Source organism: Salicibibacter kimchii, from assembly GCF_003336365.1.
Lineage (GTDB): Bacteria > Bacillota > Bacilli > Bacillales > Marinococcaceae > Salicibibacter > Salicibibacter kimchii.
This window is the reverse complement of sequence record NZ_CP031092.1, coordinates 1558056-1578531: the sequence shown is the minus strand read 5'-3', so window position 1 is coordinate 1578531 and position 20476 is coordinate 1558056. Positions and strand designations below refer to the sequence as shown.

The 20476-nt window shown below is 46.5% G+C and carries 16 protein-coding genes and 1 pseudogene; 14 read left to right on the top strand and 3 right to left on the bottom strand.

From position 1 onward, the window contains the following. Nucleotides 1–12 precede the first annotated feature (12 nt). Both ytrI and ytrH read right to left on the bottom strand, forming a co-directional pair. A complete protein-coding gene (ytrI, locus tag DT065_RS07865) occupies nucleotides 13–516 on the bottom strand; it encodes a sporulation membrane protein YtrI (RefSeq protein ID WP_114372291.1) in 504 nt (167 codons plus the stop codon). Continuing rightward, entirely contained in the window at nucleotides 513–851 is a 339-nt protein-coding gene (ytrH, locus tag DT065_RS07860) for a sporulation membrane protein YtrH (RefSeq protein WP_114372289.1), read from the bottom strand. Before ytrH ends, ytrI begins: the two co-directional genes overlap by 4 nt. 149 nt (nucleotides 852–1000) lie before the next feature. Between ytrH and dnaE the strand changes: the two genes are divergently transcribed. The 11 genes from dnaE (at nucleotide 1001) to tatA (ending at nucleotide 15263) form a co-directional block, all read left to right on the top strand. Further along, nucleotides 1001–4342, top strand: coding sequence for a DNA polymerase III subunit alpha (gene dnaE / locus DT065_RS07855; RefSeq protein ID WP_114372287.1), 3342 nt, complete (start codon nucleotides 1001–1003; stop codon nucleotides 4340–4342). A gap of 190 nt (nucleotides 4343–4532) precedes the next feature. Beyond that, on the top strand, nucleotides 4533–5729 hold the full coding sequence (ystJ, locus tag DT065_RS07850) for an NADP-dependent malic enzyme (protein WP_114376169.1): 1197 nt from the start codon (nucleotides 4533–4535) through the stop codon (nucleotides 5727–5729). A gap of 88 nt (nucleotides 5730–5817) precedes the next feature. Continuing rightward, nucleotides 5818–6705: an acetyl-CoA carboxylase, carboxyltransferase subunit beta gene (gene accD / locus DT065_RS07845; RefSeq protein WP_114376167.1), complete on the top strand. Its 888-nt coding sequence runs from the start codon at nucleotides 5818–5820 to the stop codon at nucleotides 6703–6705. Beyond that, the gene (accA, locus tag DT065_RS07840) at nucleotides 6683–7636 is read left to right on the top strand and encodes an acetyl-CoA carboxylase carboxyl transferase subunit alpha (RefSeq protein ID WP_114372286.1); all 954 of its coding nucleotides are present in this window, start codon (nucleotides 6683–6685) and stop codon (nucleotides 7634–7636) included. The genes accD and accA overlap by 23 nt, the downstream gene beginning before the upstream one ends. Nucleotides 7637–7648: 12 nt before the next feature. Next, nucleotides 7649–8608: a 6-phosphofructokinase gene (gene pfkA / locus DT065_RS07835; protein WP_114372284.1), complete on the top strand. Its 960-nt coding sequence runs from the start codon at nucleotides 7649–7651 to the stop codon at nucleotides 8606–8608. 207 nt (nucleotides 8609–8815) lie between these two features. Continuing rightward, complete coding sequence (gene pyk, locus DT065_RS07830; protein ID WP_114372282.1) at nucleotides 8816–10570, top strand: pyruvate kinase; 1755 nt, start codon at nucleotides 8816–8818, stop codon at nucleotides 10568–10570. A 90-nt stretch (nucleotides 10571–10660) separates the two neighbouring features. Next, nucleotides 10661–11056, top strand: a complete 396-nt coding sequence (locus DT065_RS07825) for an FxsA family protein (protein ID WP_160112454.1) — start codon at nucleotides 10661–10663, stop codon at nucleotides 11054–11056. A gap of 308 nt (nucleotides 11057–11364) precedes the next feature. Beyond that, on the top strand, nucleotides 11365–12483 hold the full coding sequence (citZ, locus tag DT065_RS07820; RefSeq protein ID WP_114372278.1) for a citrate synthase: 1119 nt from the start codon (nucleotides 11365–11367) through the stop codon (nucleotides 12481–12483). Nucleotides 12484–12614: 131 nt separating this feature from the next. Continuing rightward, on the top strand, nucleotides 12615–13877 hold the full coding sequence (gene icd, locus DT065_RS07815) for an NADP-dependent isocitrate dehydrogenase (RefSeq protein WP_114372276.1): 1263 nt from the start codon (nucleotides 12615–12617) through the stop codon (nucleotides 13875–13877). Nucleotides 13878–13898: 21 nt separating this feature from the next. After that, entirely contained in the window at nucleotides 13899–14837 is a 939-nt protein-coding gene (mdh, locus tag DT065_RS07810) for a malate dehydrogenase (RefSeq protein WP_114372274.1), read from the top strand. 195 nt (nucleotides 14838–15032) lie between these two features. Next, complete coding sequence (gene tatA / locus DT065_RS07805) at nucleotides 15033–15263, top strand: twin-arginine translocase TatA/TatE family subunit (protein WP_160112453.1); 231 nt, start codon at nucleotides 15033–15035, stop codon at nucleotides 15261–15263. A gap of 90 nt (nucleotides 15264–15353) precedes the next feature. Here the strand turns inward: tatA and DT065_RS07800 are convergent, their stop codons facing one another. Further along, nucleotides 15354–15767 carry a GlcG/HbpS family heme-binding protein gene (locus DT065_RS07800; protein ID WP_114372271.1) on the bottom strand — a complete coding sequence of 138 codons (414 nt, stop codon included), beginning with the start codon at nucleotides 15765–15767 and terminating at the stop codon, nucleotides 15354–15356. 287 nt (nucleotides 15768–16054) lie between these two features. On the opposite strand from DT065_RS07800, the gene glpK reads away from it, so the two are divergent. The 3 genes and pseudogenes from glpK (at nucleotide 16055) to DT065_RS07785 (ending at nucleotide 20450) form a co-directional block, all read left to right on the top strand. Then, nucleotides 16055–17557, top strand: a complete 1503-nt coding sequence (gene glpK, locus DT065_RS07795) for a glycerol kinase GlpK (RefSeq protein ID WP_114372269.1) — start codon at nucleotides 16055–16057, stop codon at nucleotides 17555–17557. A gap of 304 nt (nucleotides 17558–17861) precedes the next feature. Then, nucleotides 17862–18676, top strand: a pseudogene (locus DT065_RS19855) (gluconate 2-dehydrogenase subunit 3 family protein). A gap of 28 nt (nucleotides 18677–18704) precedes the next feature. Then, on the top strand, nucleotides 18705–20450 hold the full coding sequence (locus DT065_RS07785; RefSeq protein WP_114372267.1) for a GMC family oxidoreductase: 1746 nt from the start codon (nucleotides 18705–18707) through the stop codon (nucleotides 20448–20450). Nucleotides 20451–20476 lie beyond the last annotated feature (26 nt).

Below are 20476 nucleotides of genomic sequence, written 5' to 3'. Positions count from 1 at the left end.
CGTCAAAAGTGCTCAATCATCGGAAACGGGGACTACCTCTACATGGAGTTCCAACGTTCGATAGAGGGTTACTTGATGCACAATCAAGTTGTATTCATAATCATTGGATGGATAACGTTTATTTTCAATGGTCCTCACGAGCAGCTCGCGATTTTCGGCGACACTTTCCAGTTCTTGGTCTAACAGGTGTTCCAATTCTTCCTTGGCCTGTTGTTCGATGTCATATAGCGCGAGCTCGCTAAGGCGGCTTTCGTCTTCATTTTCAAAGACAATGGAAATCTCTTCAATGATGAAATCATCGCCGTTAGTTTCTTCTTGTTCCCGTTCCCTTAGAGATTCGAGATTTCGTTGCAGTTGCTCGATTTGCAATTCATTTTTCCCGAGTTCCACGACCATCTCTTCATGCACTTTGCCAAACTGATAAAGGAAAATGCACCAGCCAATCAACGTGCCGATAATGACACCTGCCAAAAAACGTTGCCAGCCCGGACGTTTGTAATAGGGAGGGATTCTCATGGGTGTATCTGTTCCTGTGTAATCCATTGGATAATTAAAGTGCCAACATTTGCGCCGGATAAAGCGGCTAAAATCATACAGACGGTTTTATATATATCAATATGTGTGCCGTAAAAGAGCCCGCGCTCCAAGCTGGTGATCGCGTCAAACGTCCCCCCGATGGCAGCAACAAGTGCCCAAATTTTCAGGCTCCCGGCTAAATCGTGAATGGTTGCAAGTGGCGGTTTTCCGATCATAAAAGCGCCAATCCCTCCGATAATGGCCCCGCCTAGCACCACCCCGAAGGCAACGAAAAAGTCCAGAACCAATGTAGCCAAAAAATCTCTGGTAAACATGTGCCGGGTCCCCCCTATTTCTCGCAAACAACCTTTTATCCGCGTAAGCATGGGTCGTCTATTTTCATGTATAATCAATCAAAGGCCAAGTTATGCTTGATTTAGAAGTGAGATGTGGGAAGTGAGATGAGGGAAAAGGAGAGAGTGCCGTGGATTCATTTGTCCATTTACAAGTGCGAAGTGAATATACCTTGCTGGAGAGCACGTGCCGCATCGATACCCTTGTGGACCGGGCGGCTTCTCTCGGTTATTCCGCACTGGCCCTGACAGATCGAAATGTCATGTACGGTGCCCATAAATTTTATAAACGCTGTAAGGAGCGAAAAATAAAACCGCTCTTCGGTTTGGAATTAGATGTAGAGGTTGAAGAAAAGGCCAAAGGGACCCTCCTTTTAATCGCCGTTAATCTGACAGGATACCAGCAACTAATGGCGTTGTCGGCCCAATCCCAATCCCGATCGGAAACGTGGGTGCAAGCGGATTTTTTTTACCGGCATAGCAGTCATTTGATCGTTATTCTTCCTGAAGAGAGGAACCCCGTCGCGAGCCTGGACAGGGAGCACGCCCGGGAAGTTATTCAAGCGATGAGGGAGAGGATCGGGCCGGATCGCTTATACGTCGGTTGCCTTCCCGCTCATTTACCCGAGAGCGAAGAACGTGCATCCTGGATCGCGTTTGCCGATGCGATGAAGATGAAACGGGTGGCGTGTGGGAATGTTTCTTTTTTATCAGAGGAAGATAAAAAATGGCGGCGCTGTTTGGAAGCCATTCGCAGCAACCGGCCCCTTGAAGACGTAAGTCCATTGGAGTGGCGGGAGGAACATGTGCTTTTTTCTGCTTCTTATGCTGAACAGGCGTGGGCGCATGATGATAGAGCGATGACCAATACCGTTGCAATCGCTGATCGCTGTTCGGTGGAACCAGATCAACTGCAGACAACACTTCCCTCTCCCGACCACCGCGAGGAGCGATCACGGGATGCATTGAGAAAGATATGTTTTCAAGGTGCAAACGAACGCTACGGCCGGTTGGACAAGCAGGTGGTCGAGCGACTGGAGCATGAACTTGCCGTCATCGAGAAGATCGCGTTTGAAGATTATTTTCTTATTGTTTGGGATTTCATGGCTTATGCCAGAAACGCAGGGGTCTTAACCGGTCCCGGCCGTGGATCGGCCGCTGGTTCGATCGTTGCTTATTGTCTGTATATTACGGACGTTGATCCACTAGCCTATGGGCTGCTATTTGAACGCTTTTTAAATGAAGCACGTGTTTCTTTGCCGGACATTGACATTGATTTCCCTGATCATCGCCGGGAAGAAGTCATTGCCTATGTGCGAAATAAGTACGGGGCCGCTCACGTTGGACAAATTATTACGTTCGGCACCTTTGGTCCCCGAGCCGCGCTCAGGGACGCGGGAAAAGCGTTAGGAACCCCACAAGCCCTGATCGAGCGACTCATTCGCGCGCTTCCTTCATCGGTTGCAACGCTAACAGCAGCAAGAACGAGCGATCCCAAGCTGTTAGAGCTTTTAAAGGAAAATGAGCAAGCAAACACATTGTTTCAGTATGCCGAAGCGATTGAGGGTCTCCCTCGCCATACGTCTTTGCACGCGGCCGGGGTCGTTCTCAGTGCCCGGCCGTTATCGGAAGTTGTCCCTACCGCCGGTGAAGGCCCGTTAACCGTGGTGACTCAATTCCCGATGGAAGATTTGGAAGCCTATGGATTGCTGAAAATCGATTTTTTGGGGTTACGGAATTTAACGTTGCTGGAACAGCTTCGCGATGAGGTTCAACGCGTGGAAAGCGGAACCGGCGAAGCTCCCGGGGGGCTTCCGATGGATGATCCGCAAACGCTGGAAATGCTTGCGTCGGGAAAAACGACCGGGATTTTTCAATTTGAATCCACGGGGATGCAGCAAGTATTAAAGAAATTGAAGCCGACAACGTTTGAGGATTTGGTCGCGGTCAATGCTCTATATCGTCCCGGTCCGATGGAGCAGATCGATGTTTATATTGCCGGGAAGCATGGTCGCCGCGAGGTGAACTACGTTCATCCCGATTTGGCACCGATGTTGTCCAAAACATACGGCGTGATCGTTTATCAGGAGCAAGTTATGCAAGTAGCCGTTCAAATTGCGGGTTACTCCTTGGCGCAAGCGGATTTGCTGCGCAGGGCTGTGAGCAAAAAAGACCGTGAAGAGTTGGAAAATGAAAAGGCATCTTTTGTCAATGGTGCGCTTGCCAATGGGTATGAGGAAGAGACGGCAACCAAAATCTACGCATGGATCCTGCGTTTTGCCAACTACGGTTTCAACCGCAGCCATGCAGTAGCTTATAGCTTTATTGCTTACCAGCTTGCTTATTATAAAACGCATTTTCCGCTCGTTTTCTTCTCTGCCTATCTTTCGATGGTAGAAAATGATAAAGGTCGGCTTGGGAAAGCCATTCGCGAGTTGAAAAACCAAGGTCTGCATCTATATCCACCGGCGGTCAACAAAAGCACGGAAAGCTTCACGGCAGAGGAAAAAGGCGTGCGCTTTCCATTACAAATCATCACGCAGGTCGGTAGGCAAGTAAGCAGGAAGCTCATACTGGAAAGGGAAAAAAGAGGAGCGTTTGTAAGCTTTATTAATTTTTGTGAGCGCACTGCTCATTTGCCGGTAAATCGTCGCATGCTCGCCAATCTCATTAAAGCAGGCGCGTTTGATGATCTTTACAGTGATCGCGCCAAGTTGCTCGCGTCCACGGACCGAGCGTTTGAATTTGTGGATTTCGAGCGGGATTTGGGCCAGCTGTTTGAGCGGGGGAGCGGAGATTTTCGCTATGCGGATGCTACGCCGTTTACTCAGGAAGAAGCCTACATGTACGAAAAAGAAGTCACCGGTTTTTATCTGAGCGGACACCCCCTTGATAAATATGAACCGCTTATTGCCATGCGCGCACCGTTGGCACTTGCTGAAGCGGAACAGGCACCTGTGAAAACAGAGCTTTGGACGATGGGCGCGATCGAACATATAAAGCAAATTCGCACGAAAAACGGACAAACGATGGCGTTTTTACAACTTAGTGATGAAAGCGCCACTTGTGAAGTTGTCCTTTTTCCAAACGTGTATCGACAAGTGAATCATGAACTGGAGGAACAACGTTATGTGTTTGTTCGCGGAAAGCGGACGGTTGACCAGTACGGAAATAAAATCATTGCCGACGATGTAATCGATGTGGAGCGCGCGCAGGACGAAGCAGAAACGGTTCTTTATATCAAATGGACCCATGAATCTCATACAAACGAGCAATCCCGCCGGCTCAAAAAGATGTTGCAAAAAATACCCGGTTTCTCCCAGGTCCGCGTATACAATGAAAAAACAAACCAATTGTTTGCGTTTGATGACCGCTATCGTGTACGAATCAATGACGAGCTTCGCTCAAACGTAAAGCTGCTGGTAGGAGAGGAAAACGTTGCAGAACGGAAAAGATCGGAGAGCATCTCTTAAGTGAATCCTTTAAAGCAGCAAAGAAATATTTATTTTAAAACAAAAAGGGTGTACGGGGAGGGCGTCTTTGTTATAATAGAGCTCAATCAGAAAGCAGAGCGAACTGGATCGCATTTGCACAAGGAGAATCGAAAAAAGGAGCGTGCACATAGTGACTACTACAAAAGAAGAAGCGTTACATCTTCACAAAATGAAACAAGGAAAGCTTGAATCCAAGTCAAAAATTCCAGTTCGTAACAGCCGCGACTTAAGCCTTGCCTATTCGCCGGGAGTGGCCGAGCCATGCAAAGAAATTTACGAAGACCCGGAAAAAGTCTTTGATTACACGATGAAAAGCAACATGGTGGCTGTCGTTTCAAATGGGAGCGCCGTGTTAGGGCTAGGGAATATCGGGGCGTCTGCTTCTCTCCCTGTCATGGAAGGAAAGGCGGTTTTATTTAAATCGTTTGCCGGAGTTGACGCTTTTCCTATCTGTTTGAATACGTCAGACAACGAAAAAATTATTGAAACCGTCAAGATGATGGAACCATCTTTTGGCGGCGTCAACCTTGAAGATATTGCAGCCCCGGATTGCTTTATCATTGAAGATCGATTGAAAGAAGAAACAAATATTCCTATTTTCCATGATGATCAGCACGGCACAGCAATTGTGACCGTTGCCGGGTTAATCAACGCTTTAAAAGTAGCGGGGAAAAGTTTATCCGAGGCAAAAGTGGTGATCAATGGCGCGGGTGCAGCGGGCATTGCCATTATTAAATTGCTCATGAACATGGGGGTTGAAGAAATCATCATGTGCGACTCCCGCGGTGCCATTTATGAAGGTAGGCCCGACGGTATGAACGAGATCAAGGATAATGTGGCGAAAGTGATCAACCTCGAGCGAAAAGAAGGCCCATTAGTGGATGTGATTCACGGGGCGGATGTTTTCATTGGTGTTTCCGTCGAAGGGGCTCTTACGCAAGAAATGGTCCGGACGATGAGGGACAACCCGATTATTTTCGCCATGGCTAATCCGGTTCCAGAGATTATGCCTGATATTGCGAAGGAAGCCGGCGCGATTGTTATCGGCACCGGACGCTCGGATTACCCGAATCAGGTGAACAATGTCCTTGCCTTTCCGGGGATCTTTAGAGGTGCGCTTGATGTTAATGCCTCTCATATCAATGAGGAAATGAAACGAGCAGCCGTTTACGCGATCGCTGATTTGATCAGTGACGACGAACTATCGTCGGATTATGCGATTCCGGCCCCATTCGATCCTCGCGTCGCCCCGGCAGTTGCTGCCGCGGTTGCGAAAAGCGCGATGGATACAGGGGTAGCCAGAAAGAGTGCCGATCCCGAGGAAATTGCTGAACGAACGCGCAAAGAAGCTTTGATTGAAGAGTAAGCAACGCGCGATGGGCCAAAAGCGATCGCCGATGTGGGCGGTCGCTTTTCCAACGGGTGACACGGGAAGAACCAAAGAGGTGAACAGCTTGTTTAGGGATTTATTTTCAAAAAAAAGAAAGTATGCAACGATTCCTTCTGAACGAACGCAGCCGACAAAAATGAATAACGGCGTCATGACGAAATGCCCCAGCTGCAAAACGATCATGTATTCACGTGAGCTGAAAAAAGGGTTAAACTTATGTAGTGAATGTGGCCATCATTTTCGTATGACCGCCTATGAGCGTATCGATAGTGTCATCGATCATGATACGTTTCGGGAAATGAATGCAGGTATGCTCCCGGAGAACCCTTTGGAATTTCCCGAGTACGAAGATAAGTTAAGCCGAGATCAAGAGAAAACAGGCTTAAATGAAGCGGTCGTTACCGGTGAAGGGGAAATCAAGGGGTGTCCGGTCGTGATTGGCGTCATGGACGCGCGGTTCAGAATGGGAAGCATGGGTGCGGTCGTCGGTGAAAAAATTTCCCGCGCCATCTTACAAGCGGAAAAAACCGGTGTACCGTTCATCATGTTTAGTGCATCAGGCGGAGCACGAATGCAAGAAGGAACCATAAGTCTTATGCAAATGGCGAAAACGAGCGTCGCTCTCGAACGTTTGCATCGAGCGAAGATTCCTTTCATATCCATTATGACCCATCCGACAACCGGAGGTGTTTCCGCCAGCTTTGCGTCATTGGGAGATTACAATTTCGCGGAACCGGGAGCGCTGATCGGCTTTGCAGGAAGAAGGGTCATCGAGCAGACAATTCGTGAAGAACTACCCGATGATTTTCAGACGGCAGAATTTTTATTACACCACGGACAATTGGACCGGGTCGTCTCCCGCTCCGAAATGAAAGATGTACTTGGGAATATCCTGAAAATCCATGCATGGGAAAAGAAGGAGATTAACAATGAACCAAAATCTTCCATTTGAAAAACCGGTGGTCGAGCTTCAAAATAAAATTAATGAATTAAAAAATTTTACCGAGGAAAAAGACATTAATTTAGAAGCGGAGATTAGCCACCTGGAAGAACGATTGCAGGAACTTGAGGTTCAAATTTATGATGAATTGAGCCCTTGGGAGCGCGTACAGATCGCACGCCACGCGGAGCGCCCGACGACGTTGGATTACATCGATTATTTGTTTTCTGATTTTATTGAACTGCATGGAGATCGCCTCTACGGGGACGACGAAGCGATTATTTCAGGCATCGCTGCTTATAAAGGGCGTCCGGTTACCGTGATCGGCCAACAGCGTGGGCGGAATACGAAGGAAAACATACGCCGTAACTTTGGGAGCCCTCATCCTGAAGGCTATCGCAAAGCGTTACGTTTGATGAAACAGGCAGATAAATTCAACCGCCCGATTATTTGTTTTATTGATACAAAAGGGGCTTTTCCTGGAAAGGCTTCGGAAGAACGGGGAATAAGCGAGGCCATTGCGCGAAACCTATTGGAAATGGCCGGTTTTGGCGTGCCGTCGATTGGCATTGTTATCGGAGAAGGCGGAAGCGGAGGCGCGCTCGCCCTGGGAGTTTGCAATCATATGTATATGCTTTCAAACGCTACATACTCCGTGATATCGCCGGAAGGAGCTGCCACCATTCTTTGGAAAGATGCGTCCCAAGCGCAAAGAGCAGCGGAAACCATGCGTATTACAGCACCTGATCTTGATGAATTCGGCATTATTGATGGAATTATTCCGGAGGTGCGCGGCGGCGCCCATTATGATATTGAAAAACAGGCCGGCTTCGTCGAGCGAACGTTGGATGATAGTCTAGCCAACCTTTTGAACTTGTCTTCCGAGGAATTGCGGCAGCAGCGCTTTGAGAAATTCAATAAGATCGGAAAAACAGGGGATTAACCGGGAGGTTCTATGCAAAACATAGCAATTTTGACGAGCGGGGGAGATTCTCCCGGAATGAATGCAGCTATCCGAGCGGTCGTTCGGAAAGCGATCTACAACGATGTGCGTGTGTGGGGGGTTAACTACGGGTTTTCCGGTCTTTTGAGCAGTGACATCCACCCTTTGGATATCGGCGATGTGGGCGATATTATCCATCGCGGAGGAACAAAGTTGTATACAGCTAGGTGTGAGGAGTTTAGAACAAAAGACGGACAGGAAAAAGCGATTCGGGTTTTACAAGATGCCGGGATGGAGGCCCTTGTTGTGGTTGGTGGGGACGGTTCTTTTCGGGGAGCGCAAACCTTGGACAATTTAGGATTTCCTACAATTGGAGTGCCCGCCACCATCGACAATGACGTCCCCGGTACTGATTTCACCATCGGCTTTGATACAGCTTTAAATACCGTCATTGAAGCTATCGATAAAATTCGTGACACGGCCACGTCTCATGAAAGAACCTATGTCATTGAGGTGATGGGCAGGGAAGCCGGAGACTTGGCGCTATGGTCCGGACTGGCTGACGGCGCGGAAACGATCCTTATTCCCGAGCAGCCTTACGATATTGATGATACCGTTCATCGACTTGTCAGAGGTCATAAGCGGGGAAAGAAACATAGCATCATTATCGTTGCTGAAGGGGCCGCGAGCGGTGTTGACTTTGGCAAAGAAATTCAGGAGCGCACTGGTTTTGAGACGAGAGTCACTGTTCTTGGCCATATTCAACGCGGCGGTTCCCCGTCGGCTTTTGACCGCGTGCTCGCGAGCCGCCTCGGTGCTCACGCAACGGAGTTATCAATCAAGGGGAAGTCAGGTCGAATGGTAGGAATGTTGGCGAACAAAATCGTGGATCAGCCAATCGACCACGTGTTGCAAAAACCCCATCACATTGATAAAAATATGTATCGCTTATCCCAGGAATTGTCCATTTAGCGAGTGGAAGCTGAAAAGCTGAAGACCCAGGGAGCTGAAGTCAAAATACGGCAGATGCGAAGGATGGTCCTCAAAACAGGAGGTACATGTTGAATTTCCTATTTTGACGCTTTAGGTAAAAGAATTTACGTCCCATAGTTAAGAGTTTCCCACCTCTCAAACCTCGTCCCCCCACCTCCCATCTCAGTATAGAAAGGATTTGTTATGATGAGAAAAACAAAAATCGTTGTAACGATCGGCCCTGCATCTGAGGATAAACAGACCATCAAACAGTTGATCGATGCCGGGATGAATGTTGCCCGTCTAAATTTTTCCCACGGAAACCATGAAGAACACCGCGCGAGAATACAAACCATAAGGGAAGCGGCAAATGAAGCCGGAAAAGAAATATCGATTTTATTGGATACGAAAGGGCCTGAAATTCGTACGTATGAAATGGAAAATGGAGAAGTGCAGTTGCAAAAAGGTTCCGTCGTCCATCTCACAGGTGATGATACACCGGGAAATGAAGAACGAATTGGCGTTACATACAAAGACTTAGCGAATGACCTCTCTCCCGGCGACACCGTCCTTCTTGACGATGGTTTAATTGAATTGCAAGTGGAATCCATCGAAGGAAACGAAGTCAGGGCAATGGTAATGAATGACGGTGTCTTAAACAACAATAAAGGCGTCAACCTGCCGAAAGTCAAAGTGAACTTACCGGGAATGACAGAAAAAGACGCGGAAGATATCCGCTTTGGGGTTGAGGAAGGCATCGATTTTATTGCTGCTTCTTTCGTTCGAAGAGCAGCCGACGTCTTTGAAATCAGGGAGTTATTGGAAAATCATCAGGCTGAAGACACCGCCATTATCCCCAAAATAGAAAATGAAGAGGGAGTAGAAAACATTGAAGAAATTCTCGAGGTTTCTGAAGGGGTTATGGTAGCAAGAGGTGATTTAGGGGTAGAAATCCCGCCTGAGGAAGTTCCTCTTATTCAAAAAAAACTTATCGGTTACAGCAATACGATTGCAAAGCCGGTTATTACAGCAACACAGATGCTTGAGTCAATGACGCAAAACCCCCGTCCCACTAGGGCAGAAGCAAGTGATGTCGCGAACGCGATCTTTGATGGCGCGGATGCGATTATGCTTTCGGGAGAGACGGCCGCAGGCGCCTACCCTGTCGAAGCGGTTGAGACGATGAGTCGTATTGCGGTTAAAGCGGAATCTGCGTTAAACTATGAAGAGGTGTTGGACAACCGAACGAAAGAAAGCCGGGCGACGATCACAAATTCGATCAGTCAAGCGGTAGCCAGAACAGCATTCAGCCTCGACACATCCGCGATTCTTACAGCGACGGAAAGCGGGTACACGGCGCGGCTGGTTTCCAAGTACAGACCTAAAGCAAAAATCCTCGCCGTTACAAGTAACATCCGTGTATTAAGACGATTAAATCTCGTGTGGGGCGTATACCCTTTGCTTGGGGAAAAAGTGTCGACGACGGATGAAATGTTCGACATAACGGTAAATGAAGCCCTTAAAGCAGGAATGGCCCAACACGGAGATCTCGTTGTGATTACTGCCGGCGTCCCGGTAGGAGAAACCGGGACAACGAATATCATGAAAGTTCACGTCATCGGTGAAGTAGCCGCAAAGGGCCAAGGGATTGGTCAGACAAATGGATCCGGGGAAGCCGTTATCGCTCGCGACGCCCGGGAAGCGAACGATAAAATGGAGCCGGGGAACATTTTAATTGCTCCTTCGACGGACAAAGAGATGATGGAGGCTTTTGAAAAAGCAGCTGCCGTCATTACCGAAGAAGGTGGCTTGACATGCCACGCTGCAGTTGTCGGTATTACCCTTGGGATTCCTGTTATCGTCGGAGTGGAAGATGCCGTTGATCGTTTCGAAGACGGGGAAGAACTAACGTTGGACAGTTCACGGGGAGATATATATCGGGGACACGCCAGCGTTTTATAAGTGTACGGATGGGGAGCGCACATGATCGGAAGGGAAACACGTAGATGAGCAGGTAGAGATTAAACCATATTGGAGAAATGGGGTTATTTTTTGGCGAGGTTATTCATCTTTTTATTATTCGCGATCCCGATTATTGAAATCATGATCATTTGGTTAGTCGGGAGATCACTTGGTTTTTGGCCAACAGTGCTCCTCCTGCTCCTCACGAGTGTTATTGGTGTATGGCTGGCGCGAAGAGAAGGCAGGCAAACGTGGCAAGTATTGCAGTTGCAAATTCAGAATCGACAAACGCCGACCGGCATTGCGCTTGATGGCATCTGCATTCTTTTTGGCGGATTTTTGCTTGTCGCCCCCGGTTTTCTCACCGACCTTCTTGGTTTTATGCTTATCCTCCCGTTTACACGAACGTATATCAAAGGCTTCGTCCGATATTTTTTCAATAAAGTGTTGATTAACCGAAATATTATGGTGATCCGACGGCGGTAAAAGTATCTGTTGAACGATGCCGGTATTTTGCGTTTTCCCCTTCGTAACAAACGCATGAATCCGTAATTTGTCGTAAAGAATAATGACTATTCATTCACAAATCCTACAAAAATGTATATAATAGAGGATGGTGAAAATACCGGCGACAGAATAACGGTGGATTGGATGTTGTTCGGGTCCTCGTATAGGCCTTCAACGGAACTTTTGCGGAACATACGGACAAGCCGTTACGGTTTGTTGCATTACCAAGACTTCTAGTGACGTGTCTGCCGGTCCATCGGATTCTCAGGTGTAAAGGAGAGGTTTTTATGAGCCAAACGCGTGGTCTTGAAGGTGTTGTTGCTACAACTTCGAGTGTAAGTTCAATTATTGATGATGTGCTCACATACCAGGGTTATCATATTGATGACCTAGCTAATTATTCGTCTTTTGAAGAAGTGGTGTACTTACTATGGAATGGCAAGTTGCCGAACAAAACGGAGTTGGAGTCCTTCTCTAATGATTTAGTCGCTAACATGTCCGTGCCGAATGAAATATTCAATGATATGAAAGCCTATCCAATTGCCGAGGTACACCCGATGGCGGCATTACGGACGGCGGTTTCGCAATTGGGCCTTTATGACCAAGAAGCGGATGAAGTCCAAGAAGACGCCGCAAAACGGATTGCTTTGCGATTGCAAGCAAAGATTGCCACGCTTGTGACCGGATTTGCAAGAATCCGAAACGGAAAAGATCCGATCGAACCACAAGAGAATCTAGGCTTTGCCGCAAACTTTCTTTATATGCTCAATGGTGAAGAACCGGAAGATGTTGCCGTTGACGCGATAAACAAAGCGCTCGTCTTGCATGCGGACCATGAATTAAATGCTTCCACGTTTACAGCTCGCGTGTGTGTCGCGACATTGTCCGATTTTTACTCCGGAATCACCGCTGCCATCGGCGCATTAAAAGGACCGCTACATGGCGGAGCTAATGAACGTGTGATGGCGATGTTAGATGAGATCGGGGAAGTCCATCGCGTAGAGGATCACATTCAAGGATTGTTTGACCAAAAAGAAAAAATCATGGGATTTGGCCACCGTGTATACAAAAACGGCGATCCGCGCGCGAAACATTTGCGCGACATGTCCAAGAAACTCACAGCTATAGCCGGAGAGACCAAATGGTATGACATGTCTTTAGCCGTTGAGGAGAAAGTAACCAAAGATAAAGGGTTACTTCCGAATGTGGACTTTTATTCCGCCTCTGTTTATCATAGTTTAGGCATTGACCATGACCTATTTACCCCTATTTTTGCTATGAGCAGGACGGCAGGTTGGAACGCGCATATTTTGGAACAATATGCCGACAACCGTCTCATCCGCCCGCGTGCGGAATACGTCGGCCCAGACACGCAAAAATACATTCCATTGGACGAGCGATCATAGCGTGTGATGATTCAGGCTTCCCCCTTTTTGTAGGGATTATGATATCGCTTAGAGCAGGAAGGCACCATTAGGTTCAAGTGTCGGCTACTAGCCGATGAACGAGATTTAATTTTTGCTGGGAGGAATTCATCATGTCTGAAAAAATTACAGTAAACAACGGTAGGTTAAACGTTCCAGACAACCCCGTGATTCCATACATTGAAGGGGACGGCACCGGTCCCGACATCTGGGCGGCGGCTTCGCGCGTTATTGATGCAGCTGTCGAAAAAGCTTATGACGGCAAGAAAAAAATCGATTGGAAAGAAATTCTCGTTGGCGGTAAATCCCACGATAAGACAGGCGAATGGCTCCCGGAAGAATCGTTAGAGACAATTCGGGAAAACCTCATCGCTATTAAAGGTCCGCTTACAACGCCTACCGGCGGCGGCATTCGGTCTTTAAACGTCGCTCTTCGTCAAAAACTTGATCTGTTCACTTGTTTACGCCCGGTTCGTCACTATACCGGTGTTCCTTCCCCGGTGAAGCGCCCGGAAGAAGTGGACATGGTGATTTTTCGTGAAAATACGGAAGATATTTACGCCGGCATTGAGTACCAGGAAGGCACGGATGAAGCGAAAAAAGTGATTGATTTTATCCAAAATGAAATGGGCTCTGAAAACATTCGCTTTCCGGAAACGTCTGGGATCGGCATCAAGCCGGTTTCTAAGGAAGGAACGGAACGGCTCGTTCGCTCTGCGATTCAATACGCCATTAACGAAAACCGAAAAAGCGTAACCCTCGTTCATAAAGGAAATATCATGAAGTTCACGGAAGGGTCCTTTAAAGCATGGGGCTTCGAGCTCGCAGAGCGTGAATTCGGAGATCAAGTGTTCACTTGGCAAACGTATGATGAAATTGTAGAAAAAGAAGGCAAAGAAGCGGCCAACAAAGCGCAAGACGAAGCGGAAGCAGCAGGGAAAATTATTATCAAAGAAGCGATCGCCGATATTTTCTTGCAGCAAATCCTTACGCGTCCGAAAGAACATGATGTTGTCGCGACGATGAATTTAAACGGCGACTACATTTCTGACGCTTTAGCAGCCCAAGTTGGCGGGATCGGCATCGCACCGGGTGCGAACATTAACTATGATACCGGCCATGCCATCTTTGAAGCGACACATGGAACCGCCCCTAAATACGCGGGACAAGATAAAGTGAATCCATCATCGTTGATTCTTTCCGGAGAACTCATGCTTCGTCATCTTGGCTGGAACGAAGCGGCCGATCTTATCACGAAGTCCATGGATACGACCATCGGAAGCAAAGTTGTGACGTATGATTTCGCCCGGCTAATGGATAACGCAACAGAAGTGAAATGTTCCGGGTTCGCGGATGCACTCATCGAGAACATGTAAGGATCTCAAGGAGGCAGATCAATGGCTATTAAACGTAGAAAAGTATCTGTGATTGGTGGCGGCTTTACAGGCGCTACAACAGCCCTTAATGTTGCACAACAAGAACTTGCAGACGTTGTCCTCGTGGACGTCCCGGATAAAGAAGGCCCAACACAAGGGAAGGCCCTCGATATGCTAGAGTCCACTCCTGTAGTAGGTGCAGATGTGAATGTGACCGGAACTTCCGATTACAAGGACACGGAAGGCTCTGATGTCGTAGTTATTACCGCGGGCATCGCCCGGAAACCGGGCATGAGCCGGGATGATCTCGTAAACACAAATGCCGGCATCATGCAATCCGTTACCGAGCAAATTGTAAAATATTCACCGGATACGTACATTATCGTACTGACAAACCCAGCGGATGCAATGACATACGCCGTTTATCAAGCGTCTGGCTTGCCGAAAAACAAAGTGATGGGACAATCAGGCGTGTTGGATACTGCTCGTTTCCGAGCGTTTATCGCCCAGGAATTGAGCTTGTCCGTGGAAGACGTGCAAGGATTTGTTCTCGGAGGCCATGGCGACGATATGGTACCGTTAATTCGTTATTCTAGCGTTTCCGGTGTGCCGTTAACGGACCTGCTACCTCAAGACCGCATTGATAAAATCATTGAGCGCACTCGTAAAGGTGGGGGGGAAATTGTTTCCCTGCTTGGTGACGGAAGTGCCTATTACGCACCGGCTGCTGCCTTAGCGCAAATGGTTGAAACGATTATCAAAGACAAAAAGCGTATATTGCCGACGATTGCTTATCTTGAAGGCGAATATGGCTACAATGGTTTGTATGTTGGCGTTCCGACCGTCCTTGGCGGCGATGGCGTCGAGAGAGTTATTGAGTTGGATCTCACAGAAGAAGAAAAACAGGACCTTTCCACATCCGTGGACTCTGTGAAAAATGTCATGAAGTTGTTGAAATAAAGAACAAAAAGCTGAACGTCGCCGGCGTTCAGCTTTTGTTATCATGATCATGTATAAAAGTTTGCAAAATGAGAAGCATAAGACCATGTCCAATAAGCTGTATATGTGTTAAGATAAATTAAAGCGTATAATGGCATGTTCCGTGGCCATACTAAAACGTAAAATACAGCCTATGTTTGAAAAGGAGGAAACATTGTGCTTCCAAATATTGGCATCCCAAGTCTCATTCTCATCCTTTTGATCGCCTTACTCATTTTCGGGCCGAAGAAATTGCCGGAAATCGGCGGTGCTTTCGGGAAAACGCTGAATGAGTTTAAAAAATCAACCTCGCAGATGATGGAAGACGACCCCCTAGAATCGGAAAGAAAAGAAATCAGCGATGAAACAACGACCACATCAACATCAGAATCCCAGAATCAGTCGTAAAATCGAACATAAAGGTAAACCATCGCTCGCGGGCGATGGTTTTTTACGTATTTCTAAAAAAAGATATTCTTCCATTCCAGGTGCTATGTTTTAAAAGAGTTCTTTAAACGCTTGGACCCCTGCTTCGGCGACTTGTACATCGTCGGAAACAGTACTTCCGCTTACGCCAATCGCCCCTAGTACGCGACCATCTTTTTCAAGGGGGATGCCGCCGCCAAAGACGACAATACGTCCTTGATTTGTCGTGTTGAGTCCATAGAGACTCCCTTCAGGTACTGCTTCCTCTTCCAGATTGGAAGTAGGCATTTTTAATGCTACTGACGTCCACGCTTTGTTTTGGGCAATATCGATGCTTGCCAGCCATGCATCATCCATCCGGTGTGTGGCAATAAGATTACCCCCTTCATCAAAAATCGAAATGACCATTTGCACACCTAATCTCGAAGCTTCGGTCTCGGCGCCTTGAATAACCTTTTTTGCCATCTCCAAATTTAGTTTACTCATGCATATATCATCCTTTCTAGAATTTCAAAATCAATAAGACTTTTCCACAAATTTATGCTTTTTAAACATTGAAAATTCCTTAACGAGGTTAATTTTGGGTAGTGTTAGGATGCATTTACCAGTGTGTGGACTGTATACTTGTACTAGTGCAGCATTGTCGAAGTAACGGCTCCTTCGTTTAGCCGAAAAATTGCCCACGTTATCCAGAAAGGTGTCTGGATGGATTCAGAAAACACGTGTGTTTATGCAGAAAAGCTACTGAAAAATAAGGGAGGTTGAAACCAATAATGGCAAAAAACTATATCCTAGCGATCGATCAAGGAACGACGAGCTCACGAGTGATTCTTTTTGATGGGGAAGGGCGAATTGTTCATACGGTACAAAGAGAATTTACCCAACATTTTCCGAAGCCTGGTTGGGTGGAGCACGATGCCAATGAAATTTGGGGATCCGTACTTTCGGTGATCGCCGGTCTTTTTACCGAAGTCGATATTAAGCCTGATGAAATCGCGGGAATTGGGATCACAAATCAGCGGGAGACGACAGTGGTCTGGGATAAATATACAGGCCGGCCGATTTATCACGCGCTCGTCTGGCAATCCCGGCAAACGGATACGATTTGCGATCAACTACGTGAAGATGGCCATAATGAAACATTTAGACAAAAAACCGGGCTATTGATCGATCCTTATTTTTCAGGGACAAAGGTGAAGTGGATCCTGGACAACGTGGAAGGCGCGCGGGAAAAAGCAGAAAACGGGGATTTGTTATTCGGAACGATTGATACGTGGTTGATTTGGAAATTAAGCGGCGGGGCGGCTCATGTGACCGATTATACGAATGCCGGACGCACCTTAATGTTTAATATTCATGATTTGGAATGGGACCAGGAGTTGCTTGATATTTTAGTGGTCCCCAATCAAATGCTTCCCGAGGTGAAATCATCTTCGGAAATCTACGCGAAAACGGTTGAATATCATTTCTTCGGTGCTAAAGTGCCGATTGCAGGTGTAGCCGGTGATCAGCACGCGGCATTATTCGGGCAGGCGTGTTTTGAAAAAGGGATGGTGAAAAACACATATGGCACAGGTTGTTTCATTTTGATGAACACTGGCGAAGAAGCTGTCACTTCTGATAACGGTTTGTTAACGACCATCGCCTGGGGACTCGATGGAAAAGTCGAGTATGCGTTGGAAGGCAGTATTTTCGTAGCGGGATCTGCGGTGCAATGGCTTCGGGATGGTGTGAAAATGATTGAACAATCCCCGGATAGCGAAGCCTACGCAACACGCGTAACGTCATCTGGAGGTGTCTATTTTGTGCCAGCTTTTGTAGGGCTGGGCACCCCTTATTGGGATAGTGGTGCCAGAGGAGCGATGTTTGGGATCACAAGAGGAACGGAAAAAGAGCATGTGGTACGGGCGACTCTTGAATCATTGGCCTACCAAACAAAAGATGTGATGATCGCGATGGAAAAAGACGCGGGCTTCCCCTCGACAAAGTTGCGCGTGGACGGTGGCGCCGCCGAAAACAATTTCCTCATGCAATTTCAGAGCGACCTTCTGGATGGACCGGTGGAGCGGCCGACCGTAAATGAAACGACGGCATTGGGCGCCGCTTATTTAGCCGGCTTAGCGGTCGGTGTCTGGGATAGCAAAGACGAAATCGCGAAGAAATGGAGCGTAGACCGGTCGTTTGAGCCAGCGATGGAAGCATCGGAGCGGAGAAAACTTTATGATGGCTGGAAAAAAGCAGTGGAAGCAACGATGGTGTTTAAGCCGAGGGAATAGTTTTAACTACATTAGTTAAATGAAGACCATAGAGGAAGCTTAGTAAAGTTTTAAGCTCTACCTCTATGGTCTTTTTTGAACGGGTGACAAGTGTCATATTGTCCTAATAAGATCATAAAATTAAATAAAAGTCATCAGATAGATTACTGGGCAAAGGATGTAGTCATTGAGCAAGGGAGAGGTTCAAGTGTAGAAATGCTTGCTATGTAATGAAGCTTGCTCAAATAAAGAAAGGATTGATCTAATACTCCAGGAAGTCAATAGCCAAATTCTGAGTAAAGTAGTCTACAGGGAGGGAGAAAATATGGCGGATAAAAATGATGATAAGCAGAAAGATGTTAATCAATCATCATCGAATAATGATGAAACAGCTGCTTCTTCTTTAAAAGAAGGGATCAGCCGACGTACATTTATTAAAAATACGGGACTTGTAGCCGGAGGAGTTGTTGGCGGAGGTGTTTTAGGCGGAGTTCTAGGAAACCAATGGTTCGCCGGAACAGACACTGAGAAAGCTGGAGAATCTGAAATAGAAGATGGACCTGATTTTCAAGAAGCGAGGATGTTTTTTAGCCGTGATGAGGATTTCAATGTTTTGAGCGCAGCTACGGAAAGAATATTTCCCGAAGATGATAACGGTCCCGGTGCTATTGCTTTAGGCGTTCCATATTTTATTGACAAACAGCTGGCCGGAAGTTGGGGATTTAACACCAAAGAGTATATGCGAGGTCCATTTCAGGACGGGGAGCCTGAACAAGGATATCAATCGAGAATGATAAGAAATGAACTTTTTATTGTAGGGCTCAGAAGGATAAATGAAATTAGTGAAAATCAATGGCAAGAAAATTTTTTGATTTGGAAATAGAACAACAAGATGAAGTACTGACGGCTTTTGATAACGGGGATGTCGAGGTGAAAGGTGTTTCATCCGCACTATTTTTTTCATTGCTTAGAAATGCAACGCTCGAAGGTGTGTACTCAGATCCTCTTTATGGAGGAAATAAAAATATGGAGGGTTGGCGCATGAAAGAATACCCAGGTGCTCAACCCGCTTATATCAATGTTATTGAAGATGAAAAATTTATAGAAATGGAACCTCTGAGTCTCAGAGACCATCACTAAGTGCTAATCATTTCTTGGGAGGGATAAAATGCCAGAACAATTGGATAAAGTTGATGTCGTTGTCGTAGGGAGCGGTTGGGCTGGTGGTATCGTAAGTGCCGAAATGGCCAAAGAAGGTTATGAAGTTGTCTGCTTAGAACGAGGAGAAGAAAAAGCTGTGGAAGATTATGTTCATGTAAAAGATGAGCTACGTTTTACATCGCGCCATGAAATGATGCAAGATTTATCCAGTGAAACGGTCACGTCTCGACATAAACGAGACATTACAGCCTTGCCGGTACGAACACAAGATGACATGAATGTGGGCAATGATGTAGGCGGAGGGAGTGTCCACTGGTCGGGAGCAACATTTCGTTTTTTGCCTTATGATTTCGAGATCTACAGTCAAACTGTCGATCGCTATGGGGAAGAAAAAATTCCTGAAGGCATGACGATCCAGGATTGGGGAATCTCTTACGATGAAATGGAACCCTACTATGACCAGTATGAAAAAACAGCGGGTATATCAGCAGAAGAAGACCCCATTGGTCCACCCAGATCAGATTCATATCCTAATCCGCCGATGGTTGAAACTCCTAATATTACCCTTTTTAAAGAAGCTGCCACAAATTTAGGGTATCATCCTTATCAACATCCATCGGCTAATAGTACAACAAATTATGAAAATCCTGACGGACAAACTATTAATGAGTGTCAATATTGTGCTTTTTGCAGCGCATATGGATGCGATTATGGTGCAAAAGGTGATCCTATAGTTACGGTGTTAGCTACAGCCAAAGAAACCGGTAACTTTGAACTTAGAACGAAATCACATGCAACCCGTGTTAATTATGATGGAGAAAAAGCGACGAGTATAATCTATGAAGATACGACTACGGGAATTGAATATGAACAGCCTGCTGATGCTGTTGTGCTTGCAGGCTTTACATTCACAAATACTCGTTTGTTATTACTCTCAGAAATTGGTACACCATATAATCCTGAAACAGATGAAGGCGTTATTGGTAAAAACTTTACTGGACACTTTTTATCAATGATGGGTGCTAGAGGCTTTTTTGATGATAAGAAGTTCAATTTATACATGGGAGCAGGGGCACTCGGAGCTAATTTTACTGATTTTAGTGGGGATAATGTTGATCATACAGCCCTTGATTTCATTCACGGTGGAGAGGTAGAGATCAGACAATACGGAGACGGTCCTATTCAAAGTAATCATGTACCCTCAGAAACACCAAATTGGGGGCAGGAATTCAAAGAAAAATCTCTGTTCTATGCAAATCGAAATCTTCATGTACGCTTCCAACCCGGGACTCTTCCATGGAATTTTAATTATCTAGATCTTGATCCTACTTACACGGATAGATATGGTGATCCGCTTCTTCGCGTGACAAATGAATATACCGATCAGGATAAAAATCTTATTCGATATGGTATTGAGATTTGCAGAGAGGTCATGGAAGAAATGGGTGCAGATATAGTTGATGAAGATGAAGTCCCCGAAGAGTTTGATAATGTATTTACTGGAGGGCATTATGCTGGAGGGGTAATAATGGGTGATGATCCCGAAAATTCTGCTGTTAACAATTACCTGCAAATGTGGGATTCAGAAAATTTATTTGTCGTAGGAGCTTCTGCGTTTCCCCACTTTGGAAATTATAATCCTACAGGTACAGTTGGAGCCCTTGCTTATAGAGCAGCGGATGGAATTAAGCAATACATGAACAATGGTGGAGGTCAATTAGTGAGAAGCAAAAGTTCAAATCGGAATGTTTAACGTACGGTAGGACTCTATAAAGAAAG

Coding starts and splice junctions, on each gene's coding strand:
- ytrI (WP_114372291.1), bottom strand. CDS start 516: ATGAGAATCCCTCCCTATTACAAACGTCCGGGCTGGCAACGTTTTTTG.
- ytrH (WP_114372289.1), bottom strand. CDS start 851: ATGTTTACCAGAGATTTTTTGGCTACATTGGTTCTGGACTTTTTCGTT.
- ystJ (WP_114376169.1), top strand. CDS start 4,533: ATGAAACAAGGAAAGCTTGAATCCAAGTCAAAAATTCCAGTTCGTAAC.
- accA (WP_114372286.1), top strand. CDS start 6,683: ATGAACCAAAATCTTCCATTTGAAAAACCGGTGGTCGAGCTTCAAAAT.
- pfkA (WP_114372284.1), top strand. CDS start 7,649: ATGCAAAACATAGCAATTTTGACGAGCGGGGGAGATTCTCCCGGAATG.
- pyk (WP_114372282.1), top strand. CDS start 8,816: ATGAGAAAAACAAAAATCGTTGTAACGATCGGCCCTGCATCTGAGGAT.
- citZ (WP_114372278.1), top strand. CDS start 11,365: ATGAGCCAAACGCGTGGTCTTGAAGGTGTTGTTGCTACAACTTCGAGT.
- icd (WP_114372276.1), top strand. CDS start 12,615: ATGTCTGAAAAAATTACAGTAAACAACGGTAGGTTAAACGTTCCAGAC.
- mdh (WP_114372274.1), top strand. CDS start 13,899: ATGGCTATTAAACGTAGAAAAGTATCTGTGATTGGTGGCGGCTTTACA.
- DT065_RS07800 (WP_114372271.1), bottom strand. CDS start 15,767: ATGAGTAAACTAAATTTGGAGATGGCAAAAAAGGTTATTCAAGGCGCC.
- glpK (WP_114372269.1), top strand. CDS start 16,055: ATGGCAAAAAACTATATCCTAGCGATCGATCAAGGAACGACGAGCTCA.
- DT065_RS07785 (WP_114372267.1), top strand. CDS start 18,705: ATGCCAGAACAATTGGATAAAGTTGATGTCGTTGTCGTAGGGAGCGGT.